At 67.4% G+C, this 23,826-nt stretch carries 19 protein-coding genes; 8 read left to right on the forward strand and 11 right to left on the reverse strand.

Annotated features, from left to right (window positions below):
- Positions 1–55 precede the first annotated feature (55 nt).
- Genes kdpB through D7316_RS21660 form a run of 4 tightly spaced genes read left to right on the forward strand, consistent with a single transcriptional unit; the run spans position 56 to position 6,083 of the window.
- The gene (gene kdpB, locus D7316_RS21645) at positions 56–2,149 is read left to right on the forward strand and encodes a potassium-transporting ATPase subunit KdpB (RefSeq protein WP_197718286.1); all 2,094 of its coding nucleotides are present in this window, start codon (positions 56–58) and stop codon (positions 2,147–2,149) included.
- A gap of 5 nt (positions 2,150–2,154) precedes the next feature.
- Positions 2,155–2,784: a potassium-transporting ATPase subunit C gene (locus D7316_RS21650; RefSeq protein WP_124710096.1), complete on the forward strand. Its 630-nt coding sequence runs from the start codon at positions 2,155–2,157 to the stop codon at positions 2,782–2,784.
- Between the two features lie 39 nt (positions 2,785–2,823).
- Positions 2,824–5,397 carry a sensor histidine kinase gene (locus tag D7316_RS21655; protein WP_124710097.1) on the forward strand — a complete coding sequence of 858 codons (2,574 nt, stop codon included), beginning with the start codon at positions 2,824–2,826 and terminating at the stop codon, positions 5,395–5,397.
- A complete protein-coding gene (locus D7316_RS21660; RefSeq protein ID WP_124710098.1) occupies positions 5,394–6,083 on the forward strand; it encodes a response regulator in 690 nt (229 codons plus the stop codon). Before D7316_RS21655 ends, D7316_RS21660 begins: the two co-directional genes overlap by 4 nt.
- Here D7316_RS21660 and D7316_RS21665 read toward each other — a convergent pair.
- On the reverse strand, positions 6,046–6,819 hold the full coding sequence (locus D7316_RS21665) for a maleate cis-trans isomerase family protein (protein ID WP_232017013.1): 774 nt from the start codon (positions 6,817–6,819) through the stop codon (positions 6,046–6,048). The two genes, D7316_RS21660 and D7316_RS21665, sit on opposite strands and share 38 nt — an antisense overlap.
- A 59-nt stretch (positions 6,820–6,878) precedes the next feature.
- On the opposite strand from D7316_RS21665, the gene D7316_RS21670 reads away from it, so the two are divergent.
- From D7316_RS21670 to D7316_RS21685, 4 genes are all read left to right on the forward strand, one after another.
- A complete protein-coding gene (locus tag D7316_RS21670; protein WP_124710099.1) occupies positions 6,879–8,315 on the forward strand; it encodes an amidase in 1,437 nt (478 codons plus the stop codon).
- Positions 8,312–8,809: a DUF3830 family protein gene (locus D7316_RS21675; protein ID WP_124710100.1), complete on the forward strand. Its 498-nt coding sequence runs from the start codon at positions 8,312–8,314 to the stop codon at positions 8,807–8,809. Before D7316_RS21670 ends, D7316_RS21675 begins: the two co-directional genes overlap by 4 nt.
- An 18-nt stretch (positions 8,810–8,827) precedes the next feature.
- Positions 8,828–9,544, forward strand: coding sequence for a GntR family transcriptional regulator (locus D7316_RS21680; protein WP_124710101.1), 717 nt, complete (start codon positions 8,828–8,830; stop codon positions 9,542–9,544).
- Between the two features lie 88 nt (positions 9,545–9,632).
- On the forward strand, positions 9,633–11,015 hold the full coding sequence (locus tag D7316_RS21685) for an MFS transporter (RefSeq protein WP_124710102.1): 1,383 nt from the start codon (positions 9,633–9,635) through the stop codon (positions 11,013–11,015).
- Between the two features lie 152 nt (positions 11,016–11,167).
- Here the strand turns inward: D7316_RS21685 and D7316_RS21690 are convergent, their stop codons facing one another.
- The 10 genes from D7316_RS21690 to D7316_RS21730 form a co-directional block, all read right to left on the reverse strand.
- A complete protein-coding gene (locus D7316_RS21690; protein WP_124710103.1) occupies positions 11,168–12,376 on the reverse strand; it encodes a M20 family metallopeptidase in 1,209 nt (402 codons plus the stop codon).
- 40 nt (positions 12,377–12,416) lie between these two features.
- On the reverse strand, positions 12,417–13,664 hold the full coding sequence (locus D7316_RS21695; protein WP_124710104.1) for an aminotransferase-like domain-containing protein: 1,248 nt from the start codon (positions 13,662–13,664) through the stop codon (positions 12,417–12,419).
- 91 nt (positions 13,665–13,755) lie between these two features.
- On the reverse strand, positions 13,756–14,943 hold the full coding sequence (locus D7316_RS21700; protein WP_124710105.1) for a M24 family metallopeptidase: 1,188 nt from the start codon (positions 14,941–14,943) through the stop codon (positions 13,756–13,758).
- A 92-nt stretch (positions 14,944–15,035) separates the two neighbouring features.
- Positions 15,036–16,538, reverse strand: a complete 1,503-nt coding sequence (locus tag D7316_RS21705) for an NAD-dependent succinate-semialdehyde dehydrogenase (protein WP_124710106.1) — start codon at positions 16,536–16,538, stop codon at positions 15,036–15,038.
- A gap of 2 nt (positions 16,539–16,540) precedes the next feature.
- Complete coding sequence (locus tag D7316_RS27535) at positions 16,541–18,286, reverse strand: (Fe-S)-binding protein (protein WP_232017213.1); 1,746 nt, start codon at positions 18,284–18,286, stop codon at positions 16,541–16,543.
- A complete protein-coding gene (locus D7316_RS27540; protein WP_232017015.1) occupies positions 18,286–19,746 on the reverse strand; it encodes an FAD-binding oxidoreductase in 1,461 nt (486 codons plus the stop codon). The genes D7316_RS27535 and D7316_RS27540 overlap by 1 nt, the downstream gene beginning before the upstream one ends.
- A 21-nt stretch (positions 19,747–19,767) precedes the next feature.
- Positions 19,768–21,069 (reverse strand): aspartate aminotransferase family protein, encoded by a 1,302-nt coding sequence (locus D7316_RS21715; RefSeq protein WP_124710107.1) that lies wholly within the window; start codon positions 21,067–21,069, stop codon positions 19,768–19,770.
- Between the two features lie 96 nt (positions 21,070–21,165).
- Positions 21,166–21,606 carry a MarR family winged helix-turn-helix transcriptional regulator gene (locus D7316_RS21720; RefSeq protein WP_124710108.1) on the reverse strand — a complete coding sequence of 147 codons (441 nt, stop codon included), beginning with the start codon at positions 21,604–21,606 and terminating at the stop codon, positions 21,166–21,168.
- The gene (locus D7316_RS21725) at positions 21,603–22,208 is read right to left on the reverse strand and encodes a DJ-1/PfpI family protein (RefSeq protein WP_124710109.1); all 606 of its coding nucleotides are present in this window, start codon (positions 22,206–22,208) and stop codon (positions 21,603–21,605) included. The genes D7316_RS21720 and D7316_RS21725 overlap by 4 nt, the downstream gene beginning before the upstream one ends.
- A 77-nt stretch (positions 22,209–22,285) precedes the next feature.
- On the reverse strand, positions 22,286–23,626 hold the full coding sequence (locus D7316_RS21730) for an MFS transporter (RefSeq protein ID WP_124710110.1): 1,341 nt from the start codon (positions 23,624–23,626) through the stop codon (positions 22,286–22,288).
- Positions 23,627–23,826: the final 200 nt, after the last annotated feature.

Raw genomic sequence — 23,826 nt, forward strand, 5'->3', positions numbered from 1 at the left:
CCAAGGGGCGGACGATCCCGACCGCGTAGCGCAGACGGAGCGTCGCGACGGTCTCGTGACCACGGGCGCGTTCGACGTGCGAGCGCTGATCACGTCTCTCCCGCAGGCGATCCGGAAGCTGACCCCGCGGGCACAGGCCCGCAATCCGGTCATGTTCGTCGTGTATCTGGGCGCTGTGGTGACCACGGTGCTCGCGACCTGGCAGCCCTCCTGGTTCGCCTGGGCGGTCGCGGCATGGCTGTGGTTCACCGTCGTGTTCGCCAATCTGGCCGAGGCAGTGGCCGAGGGCCGCGGCCGAGCGCAGGCGGACAGCCTTCGGAAGGTCAAGCGTGACAGCGTGGCCCGTCGCATCGACGACGGGACGATCACCGAGATCGCGGGCAGCGATCTGCGGATCGGCGACCTCATCGCGGTCGAGGCGGGCGAGGTGATCGCGGGTGACGGAGACGTCGTCGAGGGTATCGCCACGGTCGACGAATCGGCGATCACCGGCGAATCCGCGCCTGTGGTAAGGGAATCCGGAGGAGACCGATCGGCGGTGACGGGCGGCACAGTGGTGCTGTCGGATCGGATCATCGTCAAGATCACCACGGCGCCCGGAGAGACGTTCGTCGACCGGATGATCGCGCTCGTCGAGGGCGCGTCACGCAAGAAGACTCCGAACGAGATCGCTCTCGACATCCTGCTCACGACCCTGACGATCATCTTTCTGCTGGCCGTCGTCGCGGTCGGACCGATGCAGCAGTACGCGGGGCAGTCGCCCGATCCGATCAAGCTGATCGCGCTGCTCGTCTGCCTCATCCCGACGACCATCGGCGCGCTGCTGTCGTCGATCGGCATCGCCGGGATGGATCGCCTCGTCCAGCGCAACGTGCTCGCCATGTCGGGCCGCGCGGTCGAGGCGGCCGGCGACATCGACACGCTGCTGATGGACAAGACGGGCACCATCACATTCGGCAACCGCAGGGCCACGGACCTCCTCGGTGCGCCCGGCGTGACCACCGACGAACTCGCCGGCGTCGCCTATCGATGCAGTCTCGCCGACGACACCCCCGAAGGCCGGAGCATCGTCGACCTGTGCCTGGACTCCTATGGCGTCGAACCGCTCGACGCGACGCTGCGGGATGCCACACGGTCGAATGTCCATCCCGAGTTCACGACGGTCCCGTTCACCGCGGAGACACGGATGAGTGGCGTCGACCGCACGGGTAGTGACGGACGCGTCGTCGAATACCGCAAGGGTGCCGCCGATGCGGTCGCGCGGTGGGTGACCGCCCATGGGGGAACAGTGCCCGAATCGGTCCTCGACGAGGTCGAACGGGTGTCGTCGGGCGGGGCGACGCCACTGGTGGTCGCGGTCCGCGGTGCCGTCGTCGGGGACGAGGCCGCCGTCGGCGACGACGGGGTGCGGGTGCTCGGGGTCATCCAGCTGTCCGACGTCGTGAAACCCGGTATGGCCGAACGTTTCGCGCAGATGCGGGCGATGGGTATCCGGACCGTGATGGTGACCGGCGACAACCCGCTCACCGCACAGGCGATCGCCGCCGAGGCGGGCGTCGACGATTTCGTCGCCGAGGCGACCCCCGAGGACAAGCTGGCGCTGATCCGTAAGGAGCAGTCCGGTGGTCGGCTGGTCGCGATGACCGGCGACGGGACCAACGATGCGCCGGCGCTGGCGCAGGCCGACGTCGGACTCGCGATGAACACCGGCACCTCGGCGGCCAAGGAAGCCGGCAACATGGTCGACCTCGACTCGGATCCGACCAAACTCATCGACGTGGTGGCCATCGGCAAGCAGCTGCTGATCACCCGAGGCGCGCTGACGACATTCTCACTGGCGAACGACCTGGCGAAGTACTTCGCCATCCTGCCGGCCCTGTTCAGCGTGATCTATCCGCAGCTCGACGCCCTGAACATCATGCGGCTGCACTCGGCGCAGTCGGCCATCGTGTCGGCGGTCGTCTTCAATGCGCTGATCATCGTCGCGCTGATCCCGTTGTCGCTGCGGGGCGTCCGTTACCGGCCGTCGTCCGCGTCGCGGCTGTTGGGTCGCAATCTGCTCATCTACGGCATCGGAGGGGTGATCACACCGTTCCTCGGGATCTGGGTGATCGACCTCATCGTTCGTCTTCTCCCGGGAATGGGGTGATCACGGTGACGACCGTGATGTCAGGTTTCGTGCGGCAGTGCGTCGCGGCACTCGGGGTGCTGGTGGCACTGACCGTGGTGTTGGGCGTCGCCTATCCGGCTGCGGTATGGGCGGTTTCGCGGGTGGGCAGCAACTCGGCGGAGGGGTCGCAGATCGTCGACGCCTCCGGTTGCACTGTGGGGTCGTCGCTGATCGGCGTCGATCCGCAGGTGCCCTCGGGCCGACCGGACCCCTACCTGCACGGCCGGGTGCTCGGTTCCGGTGACGACGCGATGGCCACCGGCGATCCGGCGGCATCGGCGGCGAGCAACAAGGGGCCCAACAACGCGGATCTGCTCGTGTGGATCGAACAACGTCGCACGGAGATCGCCGCCCGGGAAGCCGTCGTACCGGCGGAGGTGCCCGCCGATGCGGTCACGGGTTCTGGCTCGGGTCTCGATCCCGACATCAGCCCGGAGTATGCGCAGCTGCAGGTTCCACGGCTGGCACGTGAGAACCAGAGGTCGCCTGCAGAGATCGAGAAGGTCATCGACGACCACACCCACGGCCGCCAACTGGGATTCCTCGGGCAGCCGCGCGTGAACGTTCTCGGAGTGAACCTCGCCCTCGGCCACACTGTGGCCTCGTGTCCGTGATGACTCTCGGTCGCCGAACCGGCGGATACACTGGTCGGCATGGCCACGGCAGGTGATGCCCGGGGGCGACTGGAGGTCTTCCTGGGATGTGCGCCGGGCGTGGGCAAGACGTACGAGATGCTTGCCACCGCTCGGGGTCTCGTCGACGAAGGTGTCGATGTCGTTGTCGCCGTGGTCGAGTCGCACGGCCGGGTCGCCACGGCCGCACTGGTCGAAGGATTCGAGATCATCGATCGCCGGCGGGTCGAGTATCGGGGCACCGTCCTCGAGGAGATGGACCTCGATGCCGTCCTCGCCCGGAAGCCCCAGGTGGCGCTCGTCGACGAACTCGCCCACACCAACGCTCCCGGGATGCCGAACGCCAAGCGATGGCAGGACATCGAGGTCCTGCGGGACGCCGGCATCGATGTCCTCTCGACGATCAACATCCAGCACCTCGAGAGCCTCAACGACGTCGTCGCCCAGATCACCGGTGTCACACAACGCGAAACCGTTCCCGACGACGTCGTCCGGGCCGCCGACCAGATCGAGCTGGTCGACATCGCGCCTCAGGCGCTCCGGCAACGGCTCGCGGTGGGGAAGGTGTATCCGGGGGGTCGGATCGAGGGTGCGCTGGCGAACTACTTCCGACAGGGCAACCTCACCGCTCTCCGGGAACTCGCGCTGCTGTGGCTTGCCGATCAGGTCGACGACAATCTCGCCGATTACCGCGCGGCGCATGCGATCACCGACACCTGGGAGGCCAGAGAGCGGGTGGTCGTCGCCATCACCGGTGGACCGGAGTCGGCGACTCTCTTGCGCCGTGCGAGTCGCATCGCATCGCGATCCAGTGCGGAACTCGTCGTCGTGCACGTCGTTCGCGGCGACGGACTCGCGGACAACGTACCGATGGACATGGCCGCTCTGCGGGAGTTGGCGGGAGGTTTCAGCGCCAGGATCCACACCGTCGTCGGTGACGACATCCCGGCCACACTCCTCGAGTTCGCGCGTGGAGTCAACGCCACCCAGCTGGTCCTCGGTACCTCCCGACGGCCGCGATGGCAGCGACTCCTGGACGAGGGCGTGGGTACGAGCGTGGTCCGGGACAGCGGCCGGATCGACGTGCACATGGTCACGCACGACGAGACGCGTCGACGCAATCGGCTCGACATCCGCGACACCCGATTCCAACGGCCGCTGAGCTGGGTGGCCGCTGTCGTCGTCCCGGTGGTGGTCACCGGCATCCTCGCCCTGCTGGATCGGTGGCTCGGATTCGCCAGCGAATCAGCACTGTTCTTCGTGGCAGTGCTGATGGTGTCGATGCTCGGTGGCATCGGACCGGCCGCATTGTCGGCGGTGGTGTCCGGACTGCTTCTGAACTACTTCTTCACCGATCCACGTTTCACGTTCACCATCGACGAGCCGGACAACCTGATCACCATCCTGGTGATGCTCGTGATCGCGATCGCCGTTGCCGCACTCGTCGATTCCGCGACCACCCGTCGGATGCAGGCGCAGCGCGCCGGCCGTGATGCGGAGTTGCTGTCGCTGTTCTCCAGCGCGGTGCTCGGTGGCGCGGACGTTCCCGGACTGCTCGAACGTGTACGCGAGACTTACGACCAGGCCGGGGTCTCGCTGATCCGTCGACATCAGCGGGGCGCGGTGACCGTGGAGTCGTCGGTCGGCGCCGCCCCGCCGGTGACCGAGGATGACGCCGTGACGGTGTGCCAGGTGCCCGGCGGAACGTTCGAGATGTGGCTCGCCGGACCGGAGTTGGATGGTCGGGACCGTCGTGTCCTCGCGTCGGTCGCCACCCAGGCGGCCGGTGCGGTGCAGCGCCACCAACTCGAGGCCGACGCGGCCGAGGCGGCCGCGATCGCGCAGGCCGACGAGTTGCGGAGAGCGTTGCTGTCGGCGGTGAGCCATGATCTCCGCACGCCGCTCGCCGCGGCGAAGGCGGCGGTGTCGAGTCTGCGCAGCACCGACGTCACCTTCAGCGTCGAGGACACCGCCGAACTGTTGGCCACCGTCGAGGAATCCGTCGATCAGCTCGCCGCACTCGTCGGCAATCTGCTGGACTCGTCCCGACTCGCCGCCGGCGCGGTCCGGCCGAGTCTGCAGCGGACCTATCTCGCCGAGGTCGTGCATCGCGCGATGGCGGCCGTCTACCGACGGGACCCGAAGGTCCCGCGCGTTGCCGTGGAACTCGAACAGGCGTGGGCCTACACCGACGCGGGGCTCCTCGAACGTGCACTGGCCAATCTGATCGACAACGCCGTCCGGCACGGCGGCGGTGAGGTCACGGTGCAGGCGCAGGTCGGGCTGATCGAGGCTGTGGGTGCACCCGAGGTGGAAGTCGACGACGAGCCACGGTGCATCCTGCGAGTCATCGATCACGGACCGGGGATCCCGCTCGCCGAGCGCGCTCGGGTCTTCACCGCGTTCCATCAGTACGGCGACCAGAACGGTGCGAGTTCAGGTGTCGGACTGGGATTGTCGGTGGCCCGAGGATTCGTCGGCGCCATCGGCGGGACCCTCGATGCGACCGAGACGCCCGGCGGGGGTACCACCATGGTGGTCACCCTGCCGATGCGTGCGGACCGGGCCGCCCCCGACGCCGGTGCGCTCCGATGACCGGCGTGCGGGTGCTCGTCGTCGACGATGAACCGCAACTTCTGCGGGCACTGCGAATCAACCTCAAGGCGAGGGGATTCGAGGTGACGACGGCGTCCACCGGAGCCGAGGCGCTGACCGCGGCCGCCCGAACCAACCCGCAGGTGGTGGTCCTCGACCTCGGGTTGCCGGACTTCGACGGGTTGACCGTCCTCGAGGGACTGCGCGGCTGGACCAACGTCCCGGTCATCGTGCTGTCGGCCCGGACCGACGCCGCCGACAAGGTGGCTGCCCTCGACGCCGGCGCCGACGACTACGTGACGAAACCGTTCGGCATGGAGGAGTTCCTCGCACGTTTGCGGGCCGCCGTCCGGCGCGGTTCGACGTCCTCGGTCGGACCGGAGGCACCCGTGGTCGAGGCCGGCAGCTTCACCGTCGATCTGTCCGCCAAGACCGTCATCCGTGCGGATCAGCCCGTGCACCTCACGCCGACCGAGTGGGGCATCCTCGAGCAGCTGGTGCGCAACGAGGGAAAGCTGGTCGGACAGAGGGACATCCTGCGCAACGTGTGGGGGCCGACCTACGACAACCAGACGAACTACCTCCGGGTGTATCTCGCCAGTCTCCGACGAAAACTCGAGAACGACCCGGCCCGCCCCCGACACCTGCTCACCGAGGCGGGTATGGGCTACCGGTTCGTGCGGTGATCCGGTTGTCGCCGAACAGCTTCCCGAATCCGTCGACGACGAGGGGCCGATCGACGAGTCTCAGGGCCTCCCAGACGGTGACCTGATTGGCGGTGAGGACCGGTTTCGCGATGTCGCGTTCCAGGTCGTCGAGCCAGCCGATGGTGTGCAGCGCGGTGTCGGGGACCAGGACCGCCTCGGCGTTCGGCGTGTCGACGGAGCGGACCATCTCGAACAGGTTGTCGCCGTCGACCGAACCCGCCTCCGTCGCCGTCTCGATGTCGTGCGCAGCCGCGGAGACGACGGTGATCCCGGCGTCGGCGAGGAAGGTGGCGAAACCGTCGGCGACCGCTGCGGGATAGGTGGCAGCGATGGCGACGGAGGTGATCTGGAGTTCCCGGCACGCGGCCGCGAAGGCCAGCGACGTCGACGACACCGGCAGCCCCACCGCCTCGGAGATGCGTGCCACCTGTGCGTGTGCGCCGGCCCAGCCGTACAGGAAGCTCCCTGACGTACATGCCCACATCAGGGCATCCGGATCGTGTCGAGACGCCGCGCGGGCGCCGTCGTGGAGCCGTGGTCCGGTACCCACCGCACGCATCGCGTCGACCGTGTGATCGTCCGATTCGATGTCAGTGATGACCACCGGCAACCGGACGGCGCCGCCGAGTGCGCTCTCGGCCAACGGGTAGTCGTCCTCCGCGGCGTGTCCTGGATAGAGCATTGCGACTGTGGGCGTTCTGGTTGTCACCCGCATACCTCCCGAGTAGATTGTCAACAATCTACCAACAGCCTACCGATGTGATGAAGGAAGCGATGGAAACGAGCGCACGCTGGCGCAGTGCCACAGATCTGGTGGCCGGATTCGGCTCGGGTGAGTCGTCGCCGGTCGAGGTGGCCACGGAGATCCTCGACGCGATCAGCACCGAGAACGCCGCGATCAATGCGTATTGTCTGGTCGACGCCGATTCGGCATTGCGTGATGCGCGGGCGTCGGCCGAGCGCTACGCCGCCGGCACCCCGCTCGGGCCGCTCGACGGAGTGCCGGTCAGCATCAAGGACCTGCTCTTGACGTCGGGGTGGCCGACCTTGCGCGGCAGTGAACTCCTCGGGTCCGAGGACATGGTGTGGGATGTCGATGCACCCGCCGTCGCACGACTACGGGAGGCCGGCGCGGTACTGCTCGGCAAGGTCACCACGCCCGAGTTCGGCTGGAAGGGCGTCACCGACAGCCTGCGCTGCGGGATCACCCGAAATCCGTGGAACACCGATCGCACGTCCGGCGGCTCGAGTGGCGGGAGCGCTGCCGCGGTCGCGGCCGGACTGGGTGCCATGTCCGTCGGCACCGATGGGGGCGGATCGATCCGCATCCCTGCATCTTTCTGCGGCATAGTCGGTTTGAAGCCGACCTACGGACGCATTCCGTTGTTTCCGGCCAGTCCGTTCGGCACCCTCGCGCATGCCGGACCGATGACCAGGACGGTGGCCGACTGCGCGGCCATGCTCGATGTCCTCAGCGGATTCGACTCGCGGGACTGGTCGGCCATGCCGACCCCGACCTCCCGCACGGCCGATCTGCTCGCGCAGGCGCCCGCCGATCTCGCCGGCATCCGGATCGCGTACAGCCCGACCCTCGGCTTCGGTTCCAATGATCCTGTCGTGCAGCAGAACACCGACGCGGCGGTGGACGTTCTGCGTGGTCTGGGCGCCGAGGTGGCCACGGTCGATCTCGCGTGGGAGGACCCCGCGTGGGCGTACCACATCCTCTGGTTCAGCGGCGCGGAGGTGGTGGTGCGGGCGTTCGGGCCGGGTGCCCTCGAGAAGATCGACCCGGGGCTGGCGCAGGCACTCGACCGCCATCGCGATTTCACTGCAGCCGACTACCTCGACGCGACCGCGCTGCGCATGGCCATGGGTGTCGAGATGGGCAGGCTGCACGAGACCTTCGACGTCTTGCTCACCCCGACGATGCCGACCGTGGCATTCGAAGCGGGAGTGGATGTTCCGCCGCACTCGGAGAGTCCGGACTGGACATCGTGGACGCCGTACTCGTACCCGTTCAATCTCACCGGACAACCGGCGATCACCGTGCCGAGCGGCATCGACGCCGGGGACGCCGCGGATGGACGCGGCCCCGGGTTGCCGACCGGCGTGCAATTCGTCGGCGCCCGGCATCACGACGACATGGTGCTGCGGGTTGCCGCGGCCTACGAAGCGGCTGCGCCGTTCGCGACACTGGAGGCACGTCGATGACCGATCGCTACATCTCCGTCAGCCTCGCCCAACGCGGGGTCAAGGCGGTGGCACGTCTGCTCGACGACGAGGCGCCACGGACTGCCGCCGCGGTGTGGGATGCGCTCCCGTTGGGTGGCCAGGTTTACCACGGTAAATTCGCACGTAACGAGATCTACACGCTCCTCCCGGCGTTCGCGCCGACGGAACCGGGGGCGGAGAACACCACCATCACCCCCATACCGGGGGACTTGTGCTACTTCACTTTCGACGGAGTGCTGACCAATCCGGCCTACGGCTACGAGGCCGGGTCGGCACCGGGTGAGCACCAGCTCCTGATCGACCTCGCCGTTTTCTACGGGCGCAACAATCTGCTGGTCAACGGGGATGTCGGCTGGGTGCCCGGCAACGTCTTCGGGACCATCGTCGACGGTCTCAGCGAGTTCGCCGAGGCGTGTAATGACGTCTGGATGGGTGGGGCCCGAGGCGAAGTACTGTCCTATGCGCGTGAATGAGGGTAAGAAAAAGGGGTAATGTCGATGAGTGTTTCGCAGGACAACAGCCAAGGGCGGAAGAGAATTCTGACCCCATTGGTGCAGGAGTCCACACCCGCGATCATCGCCCGCAAGTTGCACGACGCGATCGCGAGCGGTAACTTTCCGCCCGGTTCGCAGCTGACCGAGTCCGGTCTGGCCGCCGACCTGGGGGTGAGTCGAGGGCCGTTGCGTGAGGCCATGCAACGACTCACGGCCGAGGGGTTGCTGGTCAGCCATCGCAACCGCGGACTGTTCGTGGTGTCGATGGACGACGATGACATCCGGGACATGTACGTGGCCCGGACGGCGGTGGAACGTGCCGCCGTGGCGGAGCTGATCGTGCGTCGAGACAGCGGCGCCGTCGACGACCTCAACGATGCGGTCGCCCGGATGCGAGCGTTCATCGACCATCCGAACAGTGCCGAGATGGCCGAGGCAGACATGGAGTTTCACCAGATCCTGGTGGAACATGCGCACAGCCAGCGACTTTCACGACTACACGAGACCATACTGGTGGAGACGCGAATGTGCCTGCGCGCAATGCGGGGAACGTATTCCTCGGGGAAGGAGCGGATCGACGAGCACCAGGCATTGGTGGACGCCATAGCGGCAGGAGACGCGCCGGCGGCTGACAGACTGATGATCGAGCACATGAAAGACGGCCTGCATCGACTTGTGGGCGTGGGCGAGCCGTCGGAAGCCTCGTCGGCGTGACAACCGGCTTCCACAACGATCACCTTCCACCGATGTGAGATGAGCACCAGAACACAACTGGCCGAACTACTTTCTTGGGAAGGCACAGATGACTGAATCATCCTCACCGGCGACTTTCGAAGAGCTCGCCCCCGATCCGGAATCACCGGAGGGAAAATCTCTGCTCCGCAAGGCGATCGGCGCATCCGCCATCGGCAATGCGACTGAGTGGTACGACTACGGCGTCTACGCCGCGACCGCGACATATCTGACACAAGCATTCTTTCCCGGCGACCTGGGCTCCATCGGCACCATGCTGGGCTTCGCGATCTCCTTCGTGCTGCGCCCGCTCGGCGGGATGGTGTGGGGGCCGATCGGCGACCGGATCGGTCGCAAATCGGTTCTCGCGACAACGATCCTGTTGATCTCCGGTGCCACCGCGCTGATCGGCCTGCTTCCCACGCACGCGGTCGCGGGCGTGTGGGCACCCATCCTGCTGATTCTGCTGCGGGTGATCCAGGGATTCTCGACCGGCGGTGAGTACGGCGGCGCTGCCACTTTCATGGCGGAGTACGCACCCGACAAGAAGCGCGGCAAGTACGGATCGTTCCTGGAGTTCGGTACGCTCGCCGGCTTCAGCGCAGGTACCGCGATCGTCCTGCTGTTCGAGCTGCTGCTGTCCGACGATCAGATGCAGACCTGGGGCTGGCGCATCCCGTTCATGATCGCATTGCCGCTGGGCCTCATCGGCCTGTACCTCCGGTCGCAGATGGAGGACACACCGGTCTTCAAGGAACTCGAGCAGGAAAACGAGATCGAGGGCACGGCGTTCACGCGGTTCAAGGATCTGCTGAGCAACTACTGGCGGCCGATCCTGATCATGTTCGGCATGGTCATCGCGCTCAACGTCGTCAACTACACGCTGCTGGCCTACCAGCCGACGTATCTGAAGAGCACCATCGGCCTGTCGGATTCATCGGGGTCGACCGTGGTCCTCATCGGTCAGTTGGTGATGATGGTGATGATCCCGTTCTTCGGGCGGTGGTCGGACAGTACAGGCCGCAAACCCATGTGGTGGGGTTCGCTGATCGGGCTGTTCGTGTTGTCGCTGCCGCTGTACTGGCTGATGGGTCAAGGGTTCACGTGGGCCATCGTCGGATTCGTGATCCTCGGCCTGCTGTACATCCCGCAGCTGGCCACCATCTCGGCGACCTTCCCGGCCATGTTCCCGACACAGGTCCGGTACGCGGGATTCGCCATCTCCTACAACGTGGCGACCGCGGCATTCGGTGGTACGGCCCCGTTGGTCAACGACGCCGTCGTGGAGTCCACCGGATGGAATCTGTTCCCGGCGGTCTACATGATGGGCGCCTGTGCGATCGGCATGGTGGCGATGGTGTTCCTCAAGGAAACCGCGGGCTGCTCGATCCGCGGCACCGAGATCCCCAGCAAGGAGAACGACTTCCGGATGTTGGAGGGCGCCAAGCCTTAGTGCTGGTGTGATCTCGATACGACTCCTCGCTACGCTCGTCGTCTACTCGATCAGCGGGAATGATCCTCACGCTCGTCGCCTACTCGATCAGCGGGAACATACTCTCCCGCTGGTCGAGTAGGTCCGAGGTACGAGGGCCGTATCGAGGCCACTCAGCCCAGGAGACGGAGCGCGGCGAGGGCGTACGCGCGGGCGGCGGCCTCGAGGTCGGCGATCGCGACGGACTCATCGGGCTGATGTGCCTCAGCGTTGATGTTGCCGGGGCCCAACACGATCGCGGGGATACCGAGATCGCGGTTGACGAATCCGCCGTCGCACGCCGCGCTCCAACCGCCCACCGATGTGGTGCGCCCCGCATCGGTGACGGCGCCGACCGCAGTGGTGACCAGGGCGTGGTCGGCGGGGGTGGCGAACCCCGGCATCTCCATCGTGACCGCGACGTCGACGGTGACGCCGTCGGTGTCGATCGCCGAATCCTTGATCGCGGAACGCAACTGCGCGGCGATCTCCTCGGCCTTCTCCTCGGGCAGCAGGCGGCGGTCGATGCCGAGGTTGCACATCGGTGCGACCACCGAGATCCCTTGCCCACCTTGGATGGTGCCCACGTTCCAGGTCCCGGAACCCAGCAGGTCGTCGGCGGTCATCGCGAGTTGCTGATGGTCGAACCGGATGAGATCGATGATGGATGCGGCGGCGTCGATGGCGCTCCGTCCGTCCGCCGGACGGCCGGAATGCGCTGCGCGGCCGGTGATGTCGATCTCCAGGTAGGAGGCGCCGCGGCAACCGCGGACGATCTGCAGGTCGGTGGGCTCGGCGACGATGCAGCCGGCAAAGGCGTGTTCCTGTTTCCGGGTGACGAAATCGCGGACCCCGAGTCCGTGTTCCTCCTCGTCGACGGTGCACACCAGCTGGACGGGACCGCCCAGATCGACGCCGTACGCCGACGCGTGCGAGAGCGCCTGCATCGCGATCACCGCGGCCGCCAGCCCGCCCTTCATGTCGGTGGTGCCGCGACCGTAGATGCGGCCGTCGGCGAACCGGGGACGGAAGGGCTCGGCGGTCCACCCGGGTCCGGCGGGCACCACGTCGGAGTGGCCCAGCAGCATGAGGCCCGGACCGTCGCCTGCGGCCAGTGTGGCCGTGAGGTTGGGCCGCCCGGGTGACACCTCGTGGGTGCTCACCGTGAAGCCCGCGGATCGACACGCCTTCTGCAGGACCTCCACGGTGGCGGCCTCGGTGCCGCCGGGATTCTCGCTCGGCACCTCGACGAGCGACGCGGTGAGCATCGCCACGGTGTCGGCGTTGATGTGGGACAGCACGCCGGCCTCCGCCTCGGTCAGCGACACCGCATCACCTTTCATCCGACGATCCTCCTCGTAAGGTCCTCGCCAGGAGTGACCCTCATGCAGTATGGATCATCTTCTCAAGACTTGTCGTCAGCCGCCGGATGCCCTCGTCGATGCGTTCGGGAGTGCTGGACGCGAAGCACAGTCGCAGCGCGTTGCGGAACCGTCCGCCCGGGGAGAGCGCCGGCCCGGGGATGAACGCGACCCCGTCGGCCAGGGCGACCTCGAACAACTCACGCGTGTCGATCTCGGCGAACTCCTCGCGCAGCGTCACCCACAGGAAGAACCCGCCCTCGGGATCGGTGGTCTCCACCCGATCGCCGAGGTGTCGCTGGATCGACTCGACCATCGCCTCTTTACGCTCGCGATAGAGGGTGCGGATCCCGGCCAGATGGTCCTCGAGACCACCGCGCGCGATGTACTCGGCGACGATGTGCTGGTTCGGGACGTTGGTGCATGTATCCATGGCCTGCTTGCCGTTGATGAGCAGCTGGCGCAGCGACGGATCCGCGTCGACCCACCCGACCCGCCACCCGGGCGCGAGGATCTTGGAGAAGGTGCGCACCGAGAACACCAGCGGGTCCTGCGGGCTCAACGTCTGGAAGGTGGGGATGTCGGTGCCGGCGAAGCGCAGGAGACCGTAGGGGTCGTCGTCGATGATGACCGCACCCCACTGATGCGCCAGCCGCAGCAGCTCGCGTCGCCGCTCCTCGGAAAGGGTGACACCGGACGGGTTCTGGAACGTCGGGATCGTGTAGATCGCCTTCGGTGTCTGATGGGTGCGGGCGACCAGGTCCTCGAGCGTGTCGACCTGCATCCCGTCCTCGTCGACCGGAACCTCGAGCAGCCGCGCCCCGTACGAGAGCGCGGTCGCGCTGCCGTTGGTGTACGTCGGGGACTCGACGATCACCAGGTCGCCGGGATCGACGAAGAGTTTGTTCGCCAGGTCGAGGCCCTGCATGCCACCGGTGGTGATGACCAGACGCTCATGGCTGGAGGGGTCCGGGGTGGTCGCCAGGTAGTCGACGAGCAGCTGCAACAGGCGCGGCTCGCCCTCGGTGGCCCCGTAAGTGAACGACGTGTTGTCGAGGATCTCACCGGCGATCTGCCGGAACTCGTCCGCCGGCACCGCCTCGTCGGCGGGCGAGCCCATCGCGAAACGCACGATGTCGTGGGTCTGGGACGCCAGCAGCGACGTCGACGAGTCGATCATCGACCCGACCAGATCCTTGGCGCGGCCGGCCAGGGGCAGGGTGGGTGCGGATCGTCGGAGGTCGTGGGTGGGTTCGGTGGTGGCGGTCATGTCGTTCACCTCTCTCGTCTTGGGTGTTGCCCGTCGTGACGCTTCGCTCCTCAGGGATGGGAGTGGAGCCGGTCCCTCGGTGGTCAGGGTGTCATTTCCGGATCAGTTCACGGGGGAAGCTGGTGAACGTCTCCACGCCGGTGGGGCTCACCCGGACGGACTCGGAGAGTTCGAAACCGTAGTCGTCCATCCACATCCCGCAGACGATGTGGAAGGTCATGTTGGTCTCCAGGACCGATTCGTCCTCGGTGCGGATGCTGATGGTGCGCTCGCCCCAGTCGGGTGGATAGCCGATCCCGATCGAGTAGCCCAGGCGAGAGGGCTTCTCCAGCCCGTACTTCGCCAGCGTCCAGTTCCAGGTGGAGGCGAGTTCGCGAGTGGCGACGCCGGGCCGGATGACGTCGAGGACGTTGTTGAGGCCTTCCGCGGTGGCGTTCGCTACGTAGTCGAGGTCCTTGGACGGCTTACCCAGCGACACGGTGCGGGCGAGCGGGCAGTGATAGCGCTTGTGGGCGCCGGTCAGCTCGATGACGACCGCCTCCTCGGCGAAGGTGCCCTGATGCCAGGTGAGATGCGGGGTGTCGGCGGCTGCTCCCGTCGGCATCATCGGCACGATCGCCGGATAGTCTCCGCCGAACTCGTCGGTTCCGGTGATCTGGGCCTGGGAGATCGCGGCTGCGGCATCACATTGCCGCACACCGACATCGATCGTGTCGATGGCGGCGCGCATCGCCTCCGAGCAGACCATCCCGGCCTGGCGCATGAGCTGGATCTCGGCGTCGGACTTCACCGACCGCACCCAGTTGACGAGTTCGAAGTTGTCGACCAGCTTCCACTCCGGGATGGCGTTGTAGAGCGCGCGATACGCCTTGGGAGAGAAGAAGTGCGAGTCCATCTCCAGGCCGACCGAGCCCTTCGATGCCGGCGCGATGAGGAAGCGTTGCCGCAGCGCCCAGGCGACCCAGTCGAAGGGATGCAGGTGCGGTCGGTGCACGTAGCTCTCCGGGTAGCCGACGATCTGTTCGTCGGGCAGCCACGTTGTGCGGTGGGCGCCATGGGCATCCATCTCACGCGCGAAGAAGACCATGTCGCCATCGATCGGGACGAACAGCATCTGCGGCGTGTAAAAGGACCAGGCGTTGTAACCGATCAGATAGAAGATGTTCGCCGGGTCGGTCACGATGATCGCCGAAAGACCCTGGCGGTCCATCAATTCGCGCACACGGACCAGCCGCTGCTCGTACTCGCTGTCGGTGAACAGCTGAGAGCCGAGGTACATCCGAGGGCTCCTGTCTGTCGGTGGGAGGTGTCGGCGAGGGGGTTGCCGACACGTGAGTTGCTGTCGCGGGAAAGCCTATGCGGCAGCGCGGCTCACCGCTTGGCGATCGGCCGGGCGACATACTTGATGTCGAGGAACTCCTCGATGCCCAGACGGCCGCCCTCGCGGCCCAGGCCCGACTCCTTGATGCCGCCGAACGGGGCCGCCGGATTCGACACCAGACCGGTGTTCACGCCGACCATACCCACTTCCAGCGCCGCGGACAGTCGGTCGGCGCGGTCGATGTCCTGGGTGAAGAGGTAACCGACCAGGCCCCACGGGGTGTCGTTGGCGAGCCGCAGGACCTCCTCGTCATCCGCCGCGTCGTCGGCGCGGTCGGTTCCGAACGGAATGATCGCGGCGACCGGTCCGAAGATCTCCGTGTGCATGAGGTCGGCGGCCGGATCGACGTCGGTGAGCACGGTCGGCGGGTAGAAGTGACCTGCGCCGTCGGGTCGCTCGCCGCCGCAGACGACGCGCGCGCCGCGCTGGACCGCGTCGGCGACGAGCGTCGTGACCTTGTCCACGGCCTTGCCCTCGACGAGAGCGCCGACCTGGATCCCGTCGTGGCTGCCGTCGCCGACGACGAGTGAACCCATACGGGCACTGAGCTTATCGGTGAACTCATCGAGCACCGAGCGGTGCACGAAGATCCGGTTGGCGGCCGTGCACGCCTGACCCATGTTGCGCATCTTTGCGACCATCACACCGTCGATGGCACGGTCGACGGTGGCGTCGGCGCAGACGATGAAGGGCGCATTGCCGCCGAGTTCCATGGACGTGCGCATCACGGTGCCGGCGGCCTGCCCGAGCAGGATCTTGCCGACCTCGGTGGAGCCGGTGAAGCTGATCTTGCGGGCCTGTCCGGAACCCATCCACTCGCCGACGACGGCTCCGGGATCGGTGGTGGTGACGACGTTGAGGACGCCGTCGGGAAGTCCTGCCTCGGTGAGGATCTCGGTGAGCAGCAGGGCAGTCAGGGGTGTGAGTTCGGCAGGCTTGAACACCATGGTGCAGCCGGCCGCGACTGCCGGACCGATCTTGCGGGTGCCCATTGCGAGCGGGAAGTTCCACGGCGTGACCAGCACGCACGGGCCGACCGGCTGCTTGGAGACGACGATCCGGTTGGCGCCGTCGCCGGTGACGGTGTGGTCGCCCCCGATGCGGACGGCCTCCTCGGCGAACCAGCGGAAGAACTCGGCGCCGTAGGCGACCTCGCCGCGGGCCTCGGCGAGCGGTTTACCCATCTCCGCGGTCATCACCGACGCGATCTCGTCGGCGCGGTCCATGATGATCTGGTAAGCGCGATAGAGGATCTCGCTGCGCGACCGAGGTGACGTCGCGGCCCAGGCGGCCTGGTGATCGGCGGCTGACTGCAGGGCGCGACGGGCGTCGGCGGCATCGCCGTCGGCCACCTGGGCGAGCGTTTCACCCGTCGCCGGGTTCTCGACGTCGAATCTCGCACCGGCGCCGGCCGGCTCCCACCGACCGCCGATGAAGTGGTCGGTGTGGATGCGTGAGATCGTCTGCGCGGCGGGGGAGATGGTGGCGGTCATGGTCACGCTCCTTCTGAGGTGGTGGATTCGGTCGGCGGAGGTTGGGTGAGGAGTTCGGCGAGGTGTAGGCCCGTCGAGGTGACGGCGGCGTCGGTGGTCCGGAGGTGGTCGACGGACATGGCGCAGCTGAACCCGTCGGTGATGACCGGGCGGTCCGGAGCGGAACGCAACGCGGGGGCGAGCGCGTTCTCCGATACCGCGACGCTCACCTCGTAGTGTCCGCGCTCGAAGCCGAAGTTGCCTGCCACGCCGCAACATCCATCGGCGGTGTGCACCTCGACGCCGAGTGCGGACAGGGCTGCGGCGCCCGTGCGCGCGCCGAAGACGGCGTACTCGTGGCAGTGCGTCTGCAGGGTGACCGCCTCGGGGAGGTTCTCGGGTCGCCATCCCTGCTCGAGTAGGCGGGGGAGGTAGTCGGCGAAGCTCTGGACCCGTGCGGCGACCCGACGGGCGGCCGGGGTGTGCACGAGTTCGGGCAGGTCCTTCCGGAGAGCGGCGGCGCAACTGGGTTCGGGCACGACGATCGGTCGTCCGGTGCCGTCGTCGAGGTTGTCTGCCGTCCGCGACAACACCTTTCGAGCATGGGTGAGCTGACCAGTGGAGATCCAGGTGAGGCCGCAGCAGTTGGTCGCACTGCAGCCGACCTGATCGCCCGTCGCCCCGAGGACCTCGGCCGCGGCCGTCGCGACCTGCGGCCGGAATGCCTGGGTGAACGAGTCGACGAACAGCACCGTGTCGGTGGTGGCCGTGACCGGCGGGAGGGTGCGCAGATGACGTCGTCGATCACGGCGGGTGGCGAAGCGCGGCATGCTGCGTCGCGGGTCGAGCCCGCCGGCACGTGCGGCGAGTCGTCGGAGTGGACTCTCCAACGCCGCGTTGATCGCCGGGGCCAGGACACCTGCGGCCCCGAGCCAGGCCGGCATCCAGCCGAGTGAGTAGTGCGACAGGGGACGCCGTCGTCCACGGTAATGGTGATGGAGGAACTCGGACTTGTAGGTGGCCATGTCGACGCCGGTGGGGCAGTCGGTGGAGCAGGCCTTGCAGGACAGGCAGAGATCGAGGGCATCGGCGACGTCGGTCGACTGCCAGCCGGTTTCGACGTCGGGGGCGGTACGGACCATGTCCTGCAGGACGCGGGCGCGCCCGCGGGTGGAGTCCTTCTCGTCGCGGGTGGCCCGGTAGCTCGGGCACATGACGCCGCCGGAGGTCGACCGGCAGCGTCCGACGCCGATGCAGCCCTGGACGGCGTGGACGAACGGGTCGAGTGAGGTCTGGTCGGTGTGGGCGCCATCGGTGACCTGGGCGATCTCCAGAAAACCGCCCCGGAAATCCGCCCGCTGAGAGGCGGCCGTCGACATATCGGCATCCGCGGCCGTACCGGGGGCGCTTTTCCGGGGCGTTTTTCCGGTCGGGGCCCCGGGTGGCGTGACGGAGGACTGCGTGCCGGGGGCGGCGGAGACAGCATCGTGGGCCGGCCCACCGAGGTGGAACATGGTCGGCCAGTGCCGGTCCGGGACACCGGCGAGGGCGAGGTCGTCGGTGATCGGTGACGGGTCGACGATGGAGCCGGGGTTGAGGGTGCCCTGCGGATCCCAGATCTGCTTGAACTCGGCGAATGCGCCCATCATGGCGGGCGAGTACATCACCGGGAGCAACGCGGACCGCGCGCGGCCGTCACCGTGTTCACCGGACAGCGACCCACCGTGTGCGACGACGAGTCGGGCGGCGTCGGAGCAGAACCGGTCCATCACCGCCCGTCCTTCGGGGTACGCAGGTCGAAGGTGATGCGGACGTGCATGCAGCCGGCGCCGAAGTGGCCGTACATCACACCGGTCAGCCCATGCTGATCGAGAAGCCGGGTGAAATCGTCGAGATAGTCGGCCAGACGCTCGGGTGCGACGGCGGCATCCTCCCAGCCGGGCCAGGACTCGTAGTCGTTGCCGATGCTGTCGTCGTCGGGGTCGGCGAGCCGGGATGACAGTCCGGCGCCGTCCTCGCGGACCCGCCAGAGCGCCTTGCGCGCCACCGGGTCGGGGACCGTGGTGGCCGCGACCATCCGGCCACGTGCACGCAGGTCGTCGAGCAGCCGTTTCGCGGTCGCCTTGACATCGGTCTCGGATCGTGTTGCGGCACTGTGCTCGTCGACGTCGATGAACAGCCATCCGGTGCAGTCGGCGTCGTCGACGCCGGGGAGTGCCGAGATGGCGTCGCGGCCGCGACGGGCGGCCATCGTGGCGACGATCTTACGGTCGATGCCCTCGACTGCCGACGGCGCGTAGGGGAGAATCGCGGTGACGTCGCGGGCGGCGTCGATGACCGTCGGGTACCCCACGCAGATGAGCAGCGGTGAGGTGGCCACGGGCACGAGCCGTACGCGTGCGGCGACGACGATCGCGCAGGTGCCCTCGCTGCCGACGAGTGCACGTGCCACGTCGAAGCCGTTCTCCGGCAACATCTTCGCGAGGTGATAACCGGAGACCTGACGGGGGATGGTCTCCAGGTCGGTGCGCAGGATCGCCATGTGCCGCGAGGTCAGGTCGTGCAGGCGCTCGGTGAGGTCGGCGGCCCGGGAGACGGCGTCGCGGTCGGCTGGATCGGTGGCCATGATGCCGTGTCGGGTGGCGGTCAGCCGCAGCCCGTCGGCGGTGACCAGGAACAGTTCCTCGACGTGGTCTGTCGTACGGCCATGCCGGACAGAGTGATTCCCGCATGCATCGTTGCCGATCGCACCGCCCAGCGAGGCGCGTGACGCCGACGACGGGTCGGGTGCGAAGGTGAGTCGCCCGTCGGTGGCCGCGCGGGCGTGCGTGGCGAGGGTCGTGAGCACGATGCCGCTCTCGGCGACCGCCGTCGAGGAGTCCGCGTCGATCGATCGGACGCGATTCATGTACCGCGACAGGTCGATCACGACTCCGGGGCCGATCGCGTTGCCGCCCATCGACGTTCCGCCACCCCGCGCGATCAGCGGGATCCCATGGGCGTGGCAATACGCCGCGGTACGGCAGACCTGGTCGTCGTCGCGCGGGAAGGCGACGGCGACCGGTCGGATCCGGTAGTTGGAGGCGTCGTAGGAGTACTCGGCCAGTCGTCGTGACGAGCTGTCGACCTCGACGCCGAGGGCGCCGAGGTCTCCGGCGACGTCGAGGTCGCCGGCAGCGGGCCGATCATCGCCGGTCAGCGACGCACGGGAGGGGCTGACATGTGTCATCTCTGTTCGAGGGTAACGACTTCAGAGCACATCGGTCAGTGCTGCCGCGAATCGCTCGAGACCCGTGGCGATCTCACTCTCGGTCACCACCAGTGCCGGGATGAGACGCACGACGTTGCCGGCGGGACCGCAGGTGAGGGTCAACAGGCCGTGCCGGGTGGTCGCCTGCTGGACGGCCGCGGCTGCGGCGGCGTCGGGCACAGGTGTGCTGCCGTCGCTGCTGGTCACGAACTCGATGCCGGCCATCAGGCCCAACCCGCGGACGTCGCCGATCGCATCGAATCGGGCGGCGATGTCCTGCAGGCCGGAGAGCATCTGCTCGCCGCGGATGCGGGCGTTGTCCACCAGGTTCTCGTCGTGGATGACGTCGATGGTGGCCACCGCGGCGGCCGCGGCGACGGCGTTGCCGCCGTAGGTTCCACCCTGCGAGCCGGGCCAGGCCTTGCTCATCAGCTCGGTGGAAGCGGCGATCGCCGAGATCGGGAAGCCGGAGGCGAGGCCTTTGGCGGTGATCAGGATGTCGGGCGTGAGGTCCGAGGCGTGCTGATGCCCCCAGAACTTGCCGGTGCGGCCGAATCCGGCCTGCACCTCGTCGAGGATGAAGATGATGCCGTGGCGGTCCGCGCGCTCGCGCAGGCCCTGCAGGAAGCGGGGCGGGGTGGGCAGGTAGCCGCCGTCGCCCAGCACCGGTTCGATCAGGAACGCGGCGGTGTCGTTCGGCGCGACCCGCGACTGCAGGAGATAGTCGAGCTCACGCAGCGCGAAGTCGACGGCAGCGTCGGTGGTCCAGCCGTAGCGGTAGGCGTACGGGAACGGAGACATGTGGACGCCCGACATGAGTGGGGAGAAGCCGGCGGAGAAACGGGTTCCCGCAGTGGTGAGGCTGGCCGCGGCGACCGTGCGGCCGTGGAATCCGCCCTGGAACACGATGATGTTCGGGCGGGCGGTCGCCATGCGGGCGAGGCGGATCGCGGCCTCGACGGCCTCGGAGCCCGAGTTGGCGTAGAACACCGAGTCGAGACCGAGTGGCAGGACATGGCCGAGTTTCTCGGTCAGCTCGAGCAGCGGCTGATGCATCACCGTCGTGTACTGCGCGTGGATGATCTTGGTGCACTGTTCCTGCGCGGCCGCGACGACGCGCGGGTGGCAGTGGCCGGTGCTCGTGACGCCGATGCCGGTGGTGAAGTCGAGGTAATCGTTGCCGTCGGTGCCATGGATCCACGAGCCGGACGCATGGTCGACGACGACAGGTGTGGCCTGTTTGAGCGCGGGGCTCAGGGTCGCGGTCTGGGCGGTGCGAATGGAGTCGGTGGTGACGGTCATGGGTACACCGTGACGGTCGATCGTCGGATTGTCAACAATTGGACATCGGCGCTGTCAGTCGGCTGCGCAGAACGCCGAGGACGGGGTCGCGGCCGGCTACGCCGAGCGATCAAGTGCCCTGCTCAGCGCGTGGAGCGCGTCCACTGCGCGCTGCCACTCCGCCGGCGCGATGCGCTCGGCGATTCGTTCCGCCGCGGCCCGGTGGTCGGGGTTGATGCGGTGATTGGCCTCGACGCCGGCAGGCGTGACGTACACGAGTTTGGCGCGGCGATGGCCCGGGTTGTCGCGGTACTCGACGAGTCCGTCGTCGGCGAGCAGGTCCGCGGTCCGTTGGACGCTCTGCCGGGTGATGCCCATGGCGCGGGCGATGTCGGAGACGGTGAACGGATGGTCGATGACCGCGCCGAGGACCTGCCAGCGTGTCGCGGTGAGGCCTGCCGGGCGGGCGAGTTCCTCGGCCAGCGCGAGGAACTGTCCGTTGAGCCGGAACGTGGTCAGCGCGCTGTCGGAGAGCAGGTGCTGGAGGTTGTCGCTCATTCCTGCCCGGCCAGCGCATAGAAGCCACTGGGGTCCCGATGTCCGTAGAGCTGGTACCAGGCGTCGAGGACGGCCGGCGTGTACACGCCGAGGAGGCCGAAGACCTCGCGGGCGAACTCGACCGGTGCGACGGCGGCCGCGGTGATCACGCCGCGATCGGTGACGGCGGGGGCATCGACGTAATGCGCGGCACCCGCGTACCCGGTGGGCTCGAGTTGCTCGCGCGCATTGCTGGTGTGCCGGCGGTCGTCGAGGAGTCCGCTGCGCGCGAGACCCACTGTGGCGCCGCATATCCCGGCCACGGGAACGTCGGCGCCGACCCAGCGCAGAGCGGCATCGACGAACTCGTCGTTGGCGTCCCAGATCTGCGCCCCCGGCAGGACGAGCATGGCGCTGTCGTCGGGCGTGACGTCGTCGAGGGTGACATCGGGCACCATCGTCACGCCCCCGATGGTGCGGATCGGCTCTCGCGACGCTCCGACGGTGACGATGCGGAACGAGCCCGGATCGCTCTGGTACTCGGGATTGTTGACGCCGGCGGCGACGTAGCCGAACTCCCAGTCGGCGAGGGTGGGGTAAAGGCCCAGGTGGATGGTTTTCATGGCTGCTCCTCCGAATCGACTATGACAGCATTCTGTCAAAGATGACAGAATGCTGTCAATAGCCCGATCTGCGAGAATCAGGGCAGTAGTCGCTGTCGGAGGGTGCGCTCCGCCGCCGCAGGCGCGGTCTCCCGGATGACCAACAGGCAGCAGAGGGAGATCGCCATCAGCGTGGCCGCGTAGATGCCGACGGGAACGACGCTCCCGGTCGCGCTGACGATCCGGTTCGCGATCATCGGGGCGAGCCCGCCGCCGAGTACTGCGCCGACCTGGAAGCCGATGCCGATCCCGCTGTATCGCTGGGTGATCGGGAAGAGCTCGGCGAAGGTGGTGAGCATCGGGCCGTACACGAAGCCGGTGAGTGCGAAGCCGATCGAGATGACCGTGACACACGCGATGAGTGACCCGGTCGCGGTGACCCAGAACAGGATCGGGGCGAACACCAGCGACGTGACCATGCCGAATCCGATCACCGGTTTGCGGCCGAACCGATCGGACAGATGAGCGCCCAGGACGACGGTGGCGGCGTGACAGGCCAGCGCGAACGTACTGCCGAAGACGACCGGGGACCGGTCGAATCCGCGTCCGGGGTCGGTCTCCGTCAGGAACGAGAGCATGAAGGTGAACAACAGGAAGGCATAGCAGTTCTGGCCCACATTGATGCCGGCGGCCAGGGCGACGCGACGCCAGTTCTCGCGGAGGACGGTGAACGTCCGGGGACGTTTCTGTTCGGCCTGCTGGGACTGCACGAATTCCGGTGTCTCACTGATCTTCGTACGGGTCCACACGCCGATCGCGAGAACGATCCCGCCGATGAGGAAGGGTATGCGCCATCCCCACGCCAGCACCTGCTCCATCGGCATCAGGAGGACGAGGGCGAACGACAGGTTGGCGAGGATGCCGCCGACCGGTGAGCCGAGTGTCACGAACGAGCCGTAGAGGCCACGTCGGTGCACTGGCGCGTGCTCGGCGGCAAGCAGTGCGGCCCCGCCGATCTCGCCGCCACGGGAGATCCCGTGGACCATCCGCAGGAAGATCAGGATGACCGGCGCCACGATCCCGATGGCCTGGTAGTCGGGGAGGACGCCCATCGCGAGCGTCGAACCACCCATCAGCAGGAAGGCGCTCGTCAGGGCCTTGCGTCGTCCGAACTTGTCCCCGAAGTGACCGAAGATGACGGCGCCGATCGGGGCCATCACGAATCCCACTGCGAACGTGGCGAATCCGAGGAAGGTCCCGAACCACGGGTCGTCTACGTTGAAGTAGACCTTGTTGAAGACAAGGGCGGTCGCCGTGCCGTAGATCGCGAAGTCGTAGAACTCCATGATCGTTCCGGCGCCGGAGGCGACGGCGACCCGTCCGGGTCGCTCGCGGGTGGGCTGGTGAGCGTGTGGGATCGAATGGTCTACTGCTACCACGGATCACTCCTCATCGATGGGTGAACGCGTTCGGCTGGTCCCGAGGCGTTCATGGGCTGTGGTCATGGGCGGTACTCGTGGATGAGTCGATGGTGTCGGACTCGTCGCTGTCGGTAAATAGGGAAAAACCTTAGGGCGCTGAAAAGATCTGGCGCGCTGCACTATCGGCAGGCTGAACCCGGCGAGCGGCGGGGATCGCC

The organism is Gordonia insulae, assembly GCF_003855095.1.
Classification (GTDB): domain Bacteria; phylum Actinomycetota; class Actinomycetes; order Mycobacteriales; family Mycobacteriaceae; genus Gordonia; species Gordonia insulae.

Coding starts and splice junctions, on each gene's coding strand:
- D7316_RS21685 (WP_124710102.1), top strand. CDS start 9,633: ATGACTGAATCATCCTCACCGGCGACTTTCGAAGAGCTCGCCCCCGAT.
- D7316_RS21715 (WP_124710107.1), bottom strand. CDS start 21,069: ATGACCGTCACCACCGACTCCATTCGCACCGCCCAGACCGCGACCCTG.
- D7316_RS21725 (WP_124710109.1), bottom strand. CDS start 22,208: ATGAAAACCATCCACCTGGGCCTTTACCCCACCCTCGCCGACTGGGAG.
- D7316_RS21700 (WP_124710105.1), bottom strand. CDS start 14,943: ATGTACCTCGGCTCTCAGCTGTTCACCGACAGCGAGTACGAGCAGCGG.
- D7316_RS21705 (WP_124710106.1), bottom strand. CDS start 16,538: ATGACCGCCACCATCTCCCCCGCCGCGCAGACGATCTCACGCATCCAC.
- D7316_RS21720 (WP_124710108.1), bottom strand. CDS start 21,606: ATGAGCGACAACCTCCAGCACCTGCTCTCCGACAGCGCGCTGACCACG.
- D7316_RS27540 (WP_232017015.1), bottom strand. CDS start 19,746: ATGACACATGTCAGCCCCTCCCGTGCGTCGCTGACCGGCGATGATCGG.
- D7316_RS21665 (WP_232017013.1), bottom strand. CDS start 6,819: ATGCGGGTGACAACCAGAACGCCCACAGTCGCAATGCTCTATCCAGGA.
- D7316_RS21655 (WP_124710097.1), top strand. CDS start 2,824: ATGGCCACGGCAGGTGATGCCCGGGGGCGACTGGAGGTCTTCCTGGGA.
- D7316_RS21670 (WP_124710099.1), top strand. CDS start 6,879: ATGGAAACGAGCGCACGCTGGCGCAGTGCCACAGATCTGGTGGCCGGA.
- D7316_RS21695 (WP_124710104.1), bottom strand. CDS start 13,664: ATGACCGCCACCACCGAACCCACCCACGACCTCCGACGATCCGCACCC.
- D7316_RS21680 (WP_124710101.1), top strand. CDS start 8,828: ATGTCGATGAGTGTTTCGCAGGACAACAGCCAAGGGCGGAAGAGAATT.
- D7316_RS21690 (WP_124710103.1), bottom strand. CDS start 12,376: ATGAAAGGTGATGCGGTGTCGCTGACCGAGGCGGAGGCCGGCGTGCTG.
- D7316_RS27535 (WP_232017213.1), bottom strand. CDS start 18,286: ATGGACCGGTTCTGCTCCGACGCCGCCCGACTCGTCGTCGCACACGGT.
- D7316_RS21660 (WP_124710098.1), top strand. CDS start 5,394: ATGACCGGCGTGCGGGTGCTCGTCGTCGACGATGAACCGCAACTTCTG.
- D7316_RS21675 (WP_124710100.1), top strand. CDS start 8,312: ATGACCGATCGCTACATCTCCGTCAGCCTCGCCCAACGCGGGGTCAAG.